Origin of the sequence: Cellulosimicrobium cellulans (assembly GCF_001722485.1) — a bacterium.
GTDB lineage: Bacteria > Actinomycetota > Actinomycetes > Actinomycetales > Cellulomonadaceae > Cellulosimicrobium > Cellulosimicrobium cellulans_A.
Window position 1 is genome coordinate 33,447 of sequence record NZ_LWGL01000011.1, and the last position, 10,388, is coordinate 43,834.

Here is a 10,388-nt window from a genome sequence, read left to right on the forward strand (position 1 = left end):
GGTGAACTGTCGATGAACACTGGCAGAAGAATCCACAGGATGGTCGGGTGGGCTGTTCGCGTGCCCCCACCATGGAGTACGTGACCGAGACGCTCCTGCTGGTGCTCGTCGTCGTGACCGCACTGGCCTTCGACTTCACGAACGGCTTCCACGACACGGGCAACGCGATGGCCACCTCCATCGCCACGCGCGCCCTCAAGCCCAAGACCGCCGTCGCCCTCTCCGCCGTCCTCAACCTCGTCGGCGCCTTCCTCTCGCTCGCCGTCGCGGCGACGATCGCGAAGGGCCTCGTCGACGCGAACGTGATCACCCTCGAGGTGGTGCTCGCCGGCCTCGTCGGCGGCATCACCTGGAACCTCCTGACATGGCTCCTCGGCCTGCCGTCGAGCTCGTCGCACGCCCTCGTCGGCGGCGTGGTGGGCTCCGTGCTCGCCGCGGTCGGCACGTCGGGCGTCATCTGGACCGGCGTCGCCGCGAAGGTCCTCATCCCCGCCCTGCTCGCGCCGCTCGTCGCGATCGGCGTGGCCGCCGTCGGCACGTGGCTCGTCGCCCGCCTGACGCGCGGCGTCCCCGAGAGCACGAGCACGCGCGCCTTCCGCTGGGGCCAGGTCGGCTCCGCGTCGCTCGTCTCCCTCGCGCACGGCACGAACGACGCCCAGAAGTCGATGGGCATCATCCTGCTCGCGCTCATCGCGGGCGGCGCCGTCCCCGCCGACTCGAGCGTCCCGTTCTGGGTCATCGGCTCGTGCGCCCTGTTCATGGCGCTGGGCACCTACCTCGGCGGCTGGCGCATCATCCGCACGCTCGGCAAGGGCCTCGTCGAGATCGACACCCGCCAGGGCATGGCCGCGGAGTCGTCCTCCGCGGCGGTCATCCTGCTGTCCGGCTTCTTCGGCTTCTCGCTGTCGACGACGCACGTCGCCACCGGCTCGATCCTCGGCTCGGGCGTCGGCATGCCGGGCGCGAAGGTCCGCTGGGGCGTCGCGGGCCGCATGCTCGCCGCGTGGGGCCTGACCCTTCCGGCCGCCGGCCTCGTCGGCGCGCTGTGCTACTGGATCCAGGCCGGCATCGGCGGGGCCCTCGGCACGGTCGCCGTGTTCGGCATCCTCATCGCGACGTCCGTCGCCATCTGGGTCGCGTCGCGCCGCAAGCCGGTCGACCACAACAACGTCAACGACGACTGGGAGGACGACGCCGCGCCGTCCGCCGCCGACCGCGAGCCCGTGCTCGCGGACGCGGCCGCCACCCCGGCCGTCGCCGCCACCGCCTCGCCCGAGGAGGGTGCGGTCACCGCCGCCCCGTCCGCCGAGCCGCACGGCGCGCGTCAGCGCGCCGGCGTCTGAGAGGAACCGTCGTGTCCTTCATCGAGATCGACTCCCTGCTCAAGGTCGTCGTCGCCGGCCTGATCGTCGGCGCCGGCCTGCCCGCCCTGTTCGCACTGGGCGTCCGCCTCGCCGCCGGGCGCACCACGCCCGCCGCGGTCGACGCTGAGGGCGCGCAGCTCACGCCGTCGGGCGAGGTGGTGACGGTGGAGCGCGCGTCGAACGCGCGGATCGTCGCGGCCGGCGTCTGCTTCCTCGTCGTCGTGCTCGCCGTCGCGGGCGGCATCCTGTTCCTCGCGAGCGGCGGCCACTGACCTACGGCGTGACCGACTGCGCCCTGCCGCCCAAAGGCCTGGCCGCGAGATAGAGGGTTCTCGCCGAGATAGAGGGAGATTCCCCTCTACCTCGGCGGGAACCCTCTATCTCGTGGAGCTCTCGGCGCCCGGGTCAGCCCAGGCGCTCCTTGGCTGCGAGGACCCGCAGCACCGCGGCGTCGACCTTCGCCGCGAACGCCTCGTCCTGCGAGGCCCGCGCCACCACGGCGGCGACCATCTCGGGCACGACCGTCGGGTCGGCCGACGCGAGGACCATGTCCCCGCCCGCCTCGATCGCCAGGACGGCCCGGTCCCCGGGCGACCAGCCCTGCACCTGCGCGGCCGCCGACACGTCGTCGGTGATCACCACGCCGTCGTACCCGAGGTCGCCGCGCAGCATCCCGTCGACGACGACCGGCGAGAACCCGGCGGGCAGGCTCGGGTCGATCTGCGTGTAGACGGCGGTCGACGTCATGACGAACGCCGCGCCGGCCTCGATGCCCGACGCGAAGACTCGGACGGACGCGTCGTCGCGCGTCGTGACGTCGTCGGTCACGCCCGCGGTGGTGTCGGTGTTCGCGGTGACGCGCCCGAGGCCGGGGAAGTGCTTGATCGTCACGTCGACCCCCGCGGCCTCCATGCCGGCGCTGAACGCGTTCGCGTGCGACGTCACGACGTCGGGCGTGAACCCGTAGCTGCGCCCGAACGCCCCGATCGGTGGGTTCCGCGCGGCCGACCCCTCGGGCACGAGATCCATGACGGGCGCCAGGTTGAGGTTCACCCCGGCGGCGGCGAGCTCGGAGCCCCACGTCGTCGCGTCCCGCTGCAGCGCGGCGGGGTCGAGCCGTGACTGGTCGAGGGCGCTCGGGACGTCGGAGAACCCCGGTCCGCGCAGCACCTGGACGCTGCCGCCCTCCTGGTCCGTCGCGACGAACAGCGGCGTGCCGCGCGTGGACTCCGGGGAGACGAGCGCCGTGAACCCGGTGACGAGGTCCGCCGTCGGGCCGGTCCCGGCCTGCGAGCGTCCCGCGAGGAACACGTTGCCCACGTGCAGCTGCGACACGGCGTCGTAGCTGGCCTGCTGCGGGGCGCGCACGTCGACGCCGACCATGAAGAGCTGGCCCACCTTCTGCTCGAGCGTCCACCCGGCGAGGGGGTCGGGCGGGGGCGTGGACGGCGAGGGCGCCGGTTCCGTGGGCGACGCGGGCGCGTCCGGGGTGGTGGGGGACTCCGTGGGCGGCGCGGCCCCGGGGGCCGCGGGCCGCAGGGCCCACCACGCGACGGCGGCGAGCGCCGCGACGGTGGCGACGACGGCGACGACGACCCACGTCGTCCGGGCTCGGCTCCCCACGGGACCACCTCCGACGCACACCGTAGCCGAGCAGGGTGACGCCGACTCGGGGGCGGCCCCGGACGGGACCGCCGTAAAAAGGACGTGCGCGGCGGCGACCGGGCACGAATGATCGTGCCCGTGCAGGAACGGTCCGTGCTGGTGCGCGACTACGAGACGGGCGACGCCGAGGCGACCCTGCGTATCTTCGAGCGGGCGATCACGCGGACCGCCCGGTCCCGCTACACCGAGGAGCAGGTGCGGGCCTGGCTCGGCGGCTCGCGCGACCTCGAGCAGTGGGGCGCCGAGCGGCGGCGCGTGCGGACCTTCGTCGCCGAGGTCGGCGGCGTCGTCGCCGGGTTCACCGACCTGGACGACGACGGCTACGTGGACCGGCTCTTCGTCGACCCGGACCACGGCCGCCGCGGCGTCGCCCGCGCCCTGCTGGCGGCCGTGCTCGCGGCGGCGCGGAGCGCGGGCCTGCCCGAGCTGACCACGCACGCCAGCCTCGTGGCGCGCCCGGTGTTCGAGCGCGAGGGGTTCCGCGTGGTGCACCAGGAGGAGGTGCAGCGGGACGGCGTGCCGCTCGTCCGGTTCCTCATGCGCACGCGTCTCGCGGGGGAGTGACGGCCCACCCGGCCCGTGGCGCGGCGTCGGCGTGCGGACCGGTCGGGGTGCGGACCGGTCACTGCACGCCGTCGTGCCCGGCGAGCGTCGCGAGGGCCTTGCACCACAGGGCGTGCGCCCGCTCCGCGCGGTCGGCCGTCTCGATGTTCTCCTCGACGACGTGCACGGTCGTGCCGGAGTCGTCGGGCTCGAGCGTGATGGAGATGTCGTGGTAGTTCTCGGGCTCGTCCGGGAGGTCCATCGTCGGCGAGAAGTGTGTGAACCGCAGCAGACGCGGGCGCTCGACGGCGACGACCTTGCCCCAGTCGGCGAACTCGCGGCCCATGTAGTGGCCCTCGAACGTCACGGGGCTGCCTGGCTGGTAGTCCGTCTCGACGTTCATGCCGAGCATCCAGCGCGCGCCCGGGTGGACCATCTGCGACCACACGACCTCCGGCGGTCGCGCGACGTGGACGGTGCAGGTCGTGGTGTGACCGGTCATCGGTACCTCCTGGGGGGTGGGGCCTGGAGCGACCGTAGACCGTCGCAGCCTGCACGGCAGCCCGGACGGTCGTGCGGCGGGTCACACCGCCCGTGGGTAGGTTCGCCCGCGTGACCCGACTCGTGCTCCTCCACGGCCGCGACAACGCCGGGCTCGACGCGGAGGAGCTCGAGCGCACGTGGCTCGCGGTGCTGCGCGCGGGTCTCGACGCGGCCGGGACGCCGCGCGACCTGGCCGACGACGACGCCTCCTTCGTGTTCTACGGCGACGCCCTCGCGGCGCTCACGGGGCGGGCCGACGTCGTGCCGCCCGTCACCGTGCACGCCGTGCCGGGGTCCCGGGACGCTGACGGTGCCGACGGCGCCGACGGTCGGCCGCTCGACCTGCCCGAGGACGAGCTGGCCTTCCTCGTCGAGGTCGCGCGCGAGGTGCTGCACGGTGCGGGCGTGGACGACGCGCAGGTGCGGCGCGAGGCGGACGGCGCGGTCGCCGCGCAGGGTCTCGGCGTCGACCTCGGGGACCTCGGCGGCTGGGCGAACGCGCTGCTGTCGGCGCTCGACCGTCACGTGCCCGGGCTGAGCGGCGCCGTCCTGCTCCTGCTCGTGCGCGACGTCTGGGCGTACGTGAACGAGCCCGCGGTGCGGCGCGCGGTCGACGAGGCCGTCGTCGCCGCGATGCCGACGGACGAGCCGGCGGTCGTCGTCGCGCACTCGCTCGGCTCCGTCGTGGCGTACGCGGTGCTGCGCGACCACGACCGCGACGTCACCGGTCGGGGCGGTGCGCGCTGGGACGTGCCCCTGCTCCTCACGCTCGGGTCGCCGCTCGCCGTCCGGGCCGTGCGCGACGTCCTCGCGGCGCGTGCCCCGCTGCGCGTCCCCGGGGCGGTGCGCCGCTGGGTCGCCGCGCGCGACTTGCGCGACGCGCTCGCGCTGCACGACCTCGGGCCGTCGGCGTTCCCGCTCGAGCCCGGCTCGCCGCCGATCGAGGACCTCGTCGTCGACAACCGCGCGCCGGGGCACCACGCGGCGGCCGTCCTGCTCGACGGCCGCACTCCCGCCGGCTACCTCGCCGTGCCGGAGGTCGCGCACGCCGTCGGCACGGCCCTCCCCGGCGAGACAGCGGCTCAGGTCGCGAGGTAGAGCTCCGGGGCTCTATCTCGCGGCCTGCAGTTCTACCTCGCGGACGGCGGCTCTACCCCGCGACCCGGGGCTCCACCTCGGCGAGCGTGGCGCGCACGTCCGCGACGAAGTCGTCGACGTCCGTCACGGTCGTGTCCCACGCGCACATCCAGCGCACCTCGACGCGGTCGGGCGTCTCGCCCGCCGCCCAGTCGTAGAACCGGTGCCGCTCGCGCAGGCGCTGCACGACGGCGCGCGGCAGCGTCGCGAACACGGCGTTCGCCTCGGTGCGCTGGGTGAAGGTCACGCCCGGGCCCGCTGCGGCCCCGGTGTCCGCCGAGTCCTCCAGACCCGCCCGCAGCCGCGCCGCCATCGCGTTGGCGTGCCGCGCGTTGCGCAGCCACAGCTCGTCGGCGTCGGCCAGCTCGTCGACGTCCGCGACCGGGTCGCCCACGGGCTCGAACAGTGCGAGGAGCTGCGCGGAGACGTACCGCATCTTCGACGCGAGCTGCATCGTCGCCTTGCGGACGAACTCGACGCCGTCGACGGCCGACGGGTCCAGCACGATCACCGCCTCCCCGAGCGCGAGGCCGTTCTTCGTGCCGCCGAACGACAGCACGTCGACCCCCGCCTCGGTGGTCAGCGCGCGCAGCGGGACGTCGAGCGCGGCCGCGGCGTTCGCGAGCCGCGAGCCGTCGAGGTGCACGCGCATGCCGCGGGCGTGGGCGGCGTCGGCCACCGCCCGGATCTCCTCGGGCGTGTAGACGGTGCCGAGCTCGGTCGCCTGGGTGAGGGACACGACGAGGGGCTGCGCGCGGTGCGGGTCGCCGAGGTCGCCCGCGAACCGCTCGACCGCGGCGGGCGTGAGCTTCCCGTCCGGGGCGGGGACGGTCAGCACCTTGACGCCGCCCACGCGCTCCGGCGCGCCGTTCTCGTCGGTGTTGAGGTGCGCGTGCTCGGTCGCGACGACCGCGCCCCAGCGCGGCAGCATCGCCATGAGCGCGACGACGTTCGCGCCGGTCCCCGTGAGCACCGGGTACGCGGCCGCGTCCGGGCCGAACCGGTCGCGCACGACGTCCTGCAGCCGTGCCGTCCACGGGTCCTCGCCGTAGGAGATCTCGTGGCCGGCGCTCGCGGCGGCGAGGGCGGCGAGGACGTCGGGGTGGGCCGGTGCGTAGTTGTCCGAGGCGAACGTGGTCACGTGCTCAGCGTAGGACGCGGCGCCCGAGGCCCCGCCGCGGGCGAGCGCGCGGCCGCCGGGCTACCGTCGGGAAGGACGCCGACGAGGGCGTCGAGGACACGCCGGAGGTGCAGTCATGTCCACGATCCCCGACCCGGCCGCCGTGCCCGACGACCCGAACTTCTCCGGGCTCCCGCGCGACGAGCGCGACACGTTCGCGAACCAGGCCGAGCCGGCCGACCCGGCCGGTCCCAGCGGGGCGACGGGACCGGTGCAGCCGGTGCGGCAGTCCCAGCCGCCCGTCGAGCCACCGACGTCGCCCGGCCCGCCGCCGGACCCGGCGACCCCGCCGGACGAGCCGACGACCGACCCGGCGCCGGGCGGCCCGCGCCCGAACGACCCGGCTCCTGGCGAGCCGGACTGGCCGTCGTCGCCCGGACCGCCCGTCGGACCGGACGAGCCGTCGGACGCCTGAGGCTCACCCGAGGGTCACAGCAGCCGACGCGACCCCGGGTGGGTGATGCGCAGCCACCGGAAGCCGTAGCCGTCGAGCCGCACGTCGGCGGTCCCGTCCGGCGTGGGCTCGACGTCGTCCGCGTCGAGCACGTCGACGAGCCGCGCGTCCTGGGGCAGCTCGCCGAGCAGCACGCCCACGACGGCCGGGTCCGGCGACAGGTTGTGCAGCGTCACCATCGAGGCGTCCTGCCACGTGCTGCGCAGCGCGATGACCGCGGGGTTCGGCTGGTCGAGCACCTCCGCGTCACCCCAGCCGAGCTCCGGGCACTCGCGGTAGCGGTGCGCCAGCATCCGCACGAACGTCAGGAGCGAGTCCGGGTCGCGCCGCTGGTCGGCGACGTTGACGTGCTCCGGCGCGTACCCGTCGCCGGGCAGGGGCGCCGCGAGCCGCCGCGCCGGCGCCCGGGAGAAGCCGCCGTTCGGCCCGGAGGACCACTGCATCGGCGTGCGGACGGCGAGGCGCCCCGGCACGTCGAGGTTCTCGCCCATCCCGATCTCCTCGCCGTAGAACAGCACGGGCGTGCCCGGCAGCGAGAACAGCAGCGAGTAGACCATGCGGAGCCGGCGGGGGTCGCCGCCCAGCATCGGGGGCAGCCGACGGCGCAGGCCGCGCCCGTAGAGCTGCATCTCCTCCTCGGGCCCGAACGCCGCGAACACCTCCGCGCGCTCGTCGTCGGTGAGCTTGTCGAGCGTGAGCTCGTCGTGGTTGCGCACGAACGTCGCCCACTGCGTGTCACGGGGGATGGGCGGGCGTGCGCGCAGCGCCCCGGCGAGCGGGCCGGCGTCGTGCCGCGCGAGAGACAGGTACAGCGCCTGCATCGCGTTGAAGTCGAACTGCATCGTCAGCTCGTGGCTCGTCACGCCGCCCGGGTCGGCGTCGGCCGGGTTGCCGTCGCCGAAGTACCGCGCCTGCTCCTCGTACGGCAGGTTGACCTCGCCCATGAGGATCGCGTCGCCCGAGCGCCGCCCCACGAACGCGCGCAGGACGCGCAGCAGGTCGTGCGGGTCGTCGATCTCGTCGTCGGGGTTCGCGGCGGCGTCCGTGAGCGCGTAGGGGACCGCGTCGACGCGGAAGCCCGAGATGCCGAGCTCCAGCCAGAACCCGATCGTCTTGGCGATCGCGTCCCGCACGCGCGGGTTCGCCGTGTTGAGGTCGGGCTGGTGGCGGTAGAAGCGGTGCCGGTACCACTCGCCCGTCGGCTCGTCGAGCGTCCAGATGCCCTGCTCCTGGTCGGGGAAGACCACCTGGTTCTGGGTGGGCGGCGGCTCCTCGGCGCGCCAGACGTAGAAGTCGCGGAACGGGTCGTCCGTCGAGCGTCGTGCGGAGCGGAACCACGGGTGCCGGTCCGACGTGTGGTTGACGACGAGGTCGACGATGACGCGGATCCCGCGGTCGCGCGCCGTGCGCACGAGCTCGACGACGTCGCCCAGGTCGCCCAGGCGCGGGTCGACGCCGAGGAAGTCGGTGATGTCGTAGCCGTCGTCGCGGTCGGCCGTCGGGTAGAACGGCATGAGCCACAGGCACGTCACGCCGAGGTCGGCGAGGTGGTCGAGGCGCTGCACGAGGCCGGGGAAGTCGCCCACGCCGTCGTCGTTCCAGTCCATGAACGTCTCGACGTCCAGGCAGTAGACGACGGCGTTCTTCCACCACAGGTCGCCGGTGTCGCGGATCCTCACGCGGCACCCCCGAAGGTGTCGCGGAGCAGGGGCAGGAGCGTGGCGCCCGCCGCGTCGAGGAACGCGTCCTGCTGCTGCCCCACGTGGTGCAGGTACACCTCGTCGAAGCCGCACGCGACCATCTCGGCGACGCGGTCGGCGAACCGCTGCGGGTCGTGCTCGACGAGCACCGTGCCGCGCACCTCCTCGGGCCGCACGAGGTCGGCGACCGCGTCGTACTGGTCGGGCGTCTCGAGGTGCCAGTTCACGCTCGGCGGCAGCAGGTTGGAGCGCCACTGGTCGTGCGCGACGGCGAACGCCGCCGCGTCGTCCTCGCCCCACGACACGTGGACCTGCAGCGCGAGCGGCCCCCGCCCGCCCGCGTCGCGGTACGCGCCGACGACCTCGCGCAGCGCCTCGAGGGGCTGGTTCACCGTGGCGAGGCCGTCGGCCCAGTCCGCGTGACGCCGAGCGGTCGCCGGGGTGACGGCCGGACCGACGAGCCGCGGCGCGACGTCGGGCAGCGACCACACGCGCGCCCGGTCCACCGTCACGTGCCCGTGATGGGTCACCTCCTCGCCCGCGAGGAGCGCGCGGATCACGTCGACGCACTCGCGCAGCCGCTCGTCGCGCTCCGCCTTCGTCGGCCAGCGGTCGCCGGTCACGTGCTCGTTCATCGCCTCGCCCGAGCCGAGGGCCGCCCAGAAACGGCCCGGGAACATCGCGCCCAGCGTCGCGACCGCCTGCGCGAGGATCGCCGGGTGGTAGCGCTGGCCCGGCGCGGTGACGACGCCGAACGGGAGCCCGGTCGTCGCGAGCGCGGCGCCGAGCCACGACCACGCGAAGCCGGACTCGCCCTGGCGCGCGCTCCACGGCGCGAGGTGGTCGGAGCACATCGCGGCGTCGAAGCCGACCTCCTCCGCGCGACGTGCCGCAGCGAGGAGGGGACCGGGCGGGATCTGCTCGTGGGAGGCGTGGAAGCCGACGGTGACCATGGCGCCCAGTGAACCGACCCTCGCGCCGGAGCGCGCGTCGAGAGGGGGGACCCGTGCAGGTGCCGTGACCGTCCGGCGCGGTGGCGATGCTGGATCGCACGCCGCACCGGGTGCAGTCCTACGCTGGCCCGATGCGCCTGCTGACGTGGACGTTCGCCGCCTACCTCGCCGCCGTCCTCGTCGTGACGCTGTGGCCCTCGCCGCAGTCCACCGCCGCGCCCGGATGGGCCACCGCGACCCTCGACCTGTTGCGCGGGCTCGGCATCCCCATGACCCTGCCCGTGCTCGAGGCGTCGGCGAACGTCGTGATGTTCCTGCCGTTCGGCGCGCTCGGCCTGCCGCTGCTGCGCGGGACCGCGGCCCGCCGGCGCGGCGCGGCACCGGGACCCTGGCGCGCCGTCGGCCTCGTGACGCTCGCGGGCGCGCTGCTGTCCGCGGCCATCGAGCTCACGCAGAACCTCCTGCCGGGGCGCGTGCCGACCGCGCAGGACGTGGTGCTCAACACCGGCGGCGCGCTGCTGGGGGCGCTCGCTGCGGCTGCCGTGGTGGGCGCCGTCGCCTCGCGCCGCCGGGCGCGGGTCGCGGGCTGAACAGGAACCAGGATGGGGCCCATGAACGTGGACGAGTCACTCGACGGCGGTACGACCGGGAGCCCGGACGGCGGCGGGCGCGTCGTCGTCGTCGGGAGCGCGAACGTCGACGTGGTCGTCGACGTCCCGCGGCACCCGCACGGCGGCGAGACGGTGCTCGGCGGCGAGCTGCGCCGGGCGCCGGGCGGCAAGGGCGCGAACCAGGCGGTCGCCGCGGCGCGCGCGGGCGGTGCCGCGACGGCGCTCGTCGGTGCGCTCG

At 75.0% G+C, this 10,388-nt stretch carries 12 protein-coding genes; 7 read left to right on the forward strand and 5 right to left on the reverse strand.

All coding sequences use genetic code 11. The features are described from left to right. Positions 1-71: 71 nt before the first annotated feature. Positions 72-1,343 (forward strand): inorganic phosphate transporter, encoded by a 1,272-nt coding sequence (locus JZ5iCDA_RS02715; RefSeq protein WP_069385728.1) that lies wholly within the window; start codon positions 72-74, stop codon positions 1,341-1,343. 11 nt (positions 1,344-1,354) lie between these two features. Next, complete coding sequence (locus JZ5iCDA_RS02720; protein WP_069385729.1) at positions 1,355-1,636, forward strand: hypothetical protein; 282 nt, start codon at positions 1,355-1,357, stop codon at positions 1,634-1,636. 133 nt (positions 1,637-1,769) lie between these two features. Here the strand turns inward: JZ5iCDA_RS02720 and JZ5iCDA_RS02725 are convergent, their stop codons facing one another. Beyond that, complete coding sequence (locus JZ5iCDA_RS02725) at positions 1,770-2,987, reverse strand: glycoside hydrolase family 3 N-terminal domain-containing protein (RefSeq protein ID WP_069385730.1); 1,218 nt, start codon at positions 2,985-2,987, stop codon at positions 1,770-1,772. Between the two features lie 120 nt (positions 2,988-3,107). Here JZ5iCDA_RS02725 and JZ5iCDA_RS02730 point away from each other — a divergent pair, with 120 nt between their 5' ends. Continuing rightward, complete coding sequence (locus tag JZ5iCDA_RS02730) at positions 3,108-3,593, forward strand: GNAT family N-acetyltransferase (protein ID WP_171905274.1); 486 nt, start codon at positions 3,108-3,110, stop codon at positions 3,591-3,593. Between the two features lie 58 nt (positions 3,594-3,651). On the opposite strand, the gene JZ5iCDA_RS02735 is transcribed toward JZ5iCDA_RS02730, so the two are convergent. Next, entirely contained in the window at positions 3,652-4,074 is a 423-nt protein-coding gene (locus JZ5iCDA_RS02735; RefSeq protein ID WP_069385732.1) for an SRPBCC family protein, read from the reverse strand. 110 nt (positions 4,075-4,184) lie between these two features. Here JZ5iCDA_RS02735 and JZ5iCDA_RS02740 point away from each other — a divergent pair, with 110 nt between their 5' ends. After that, positions 4,185-5,213 carry a hypothetical protein gene (locus JZ5iCDA_RS02740; RefSeq protein ID WP_139122926.1) on the forward strand — a complete coding sequence of 343 codons (1,029 nt, stop codon included), beginning with the start codon at positions 4,185-4,187 and terminating at the stop codon, positions 5,211-5,213. A 52-nt stretch (positions 5,214-5,265) separates the two neighbouring features. Here JZ5iCDA_RS02740 and JZ5iCDA_RS02745 read toward each other — a convergent pair whose 3' ends face one another. Then, positions 5,266-6,393, reverse strand: coding sequence for a threonine aldolase family protein (locus tag JZ5iCDA_RS02745; protein ID WP_069385734.1), 1,128 nt, complete (start codon positions 6,391-6,393; stop codon positions 5,266-5,268). A 115-nt stretch (positions 6,394-6,508) separates the two neighbouring features. Here JZ5iCDA_RS02745 and JZ5iCDA_RS02750 point away from each other — a divergent pair, with 115 nt between their 5' ends. Next, positions 6,509-6,847 (forward strand): hypothetical protein, encoded by a 339-nt coding sequence (locus JZ5iCDA_RS02750; RefSeq protein WP_069385735.1) that lies wholly within the window; start codon positions 6,509-6,511, stop codon positions 6,845-6,847. A gap of 14 nt (positions 6,848-6,861) precedes the next feature. Here the strand turns inward: JZ5iCDA_RS02750 and JZ5iCDA_RS02755 are convergent, their stop codons facing one another. Further along, positions 6,862-8,565: an alpha-amylase family protein gene (locus JZ5iCDA_RS02755; protein ID WP_069385736.1), complete on the reverse strand. Its 1,704-nt coding sequence runs from the start codon at positions 8,563-8,565 to the stop codon at positions 6,862-6,864. Beyond that, positions 8,562-9,539, reverse strand: a complete 978-nt coding sequence (locus JZ5iCDA_RS02760) for a TIGR03885 family FMN-dependent LLM class oxidoreductase (RefSeq protein ID WP_069385737.1) — start codon at positions 9,537-9,539, stop codon at positions 8,562-8,564. The genes JZ5iCDA_RS02755 and JZ5iCDA_RS02760 overlap by 4 nt, the downstream gene beginning before the upstream one ends. Before the next feature lie 131 nt (positions 9,540-9,670). On the opposite strand from JZ5iCDA_RS02760, the gene JZ5iCDA_RS02765 reads away from it, so the two are divergent. Further along, entirely contained in the window at positions 9,671-10,129 is a 459-nt protein-coding gene (locus tag JZ5iCDA_RS02765; protein WP_069385741.1) for a VanZ family protein, read from the forward strand. Positions 10,130-10,150: 21 nt separating this feature from the next. Beyond that, positions 10,151-10,388, forward strand: a 238-nt coding sequence (locus JZ5iCDA_RS02770) for a PfkB family carbohydrate kinase (protein ID WP_253181916.1), incomplete at its 3' end; no start/stop codon positions are given.

What these genes read in the sequence shown, in the direction of transcription:
- JZ5iCDA_RS02715 (WP_069385728.1), top strand. Translation starts at nt 72, where the DNA reads ATGGAGTACGTGACCGAGACGCTCCTGCTGGTGCTCGTCGTCGTGACC.
- JZ5iCDA_RS02735 (WP_069385732.1), bottom strand. Translation starts at nt 4,074, where the DNA reads ATGACCGGTCACACCACGACCTGCACCGTCCACGTCGCGCGACCGCCG.
- JZ5iCDA_RS02765 (WP_069385741.1), top strand. Translation starts at nt 9,671, where the DNA reads ATGCGCCTGCTGACGTGGACGTTCGCCGCCTACCTCGCCGCCGTCCTC.
- JZ5iCDA_RS02750 (WP_069385735.1), top strand. Translation starts at nt 6,509, where the DNA reads ATGTCCACGATCCCCGACCCGGCCGCCGTGCCCGACGACCCGAACTTC.
- JZ5iCDA_RS02760 (WP_069385737.1), bottom strand. Translation starts at nt 9,539, where the DNA reads ATGGTCACCGTCGGCTTCCACGCCTCCCACGAGCAGATCCCGCCCGGT.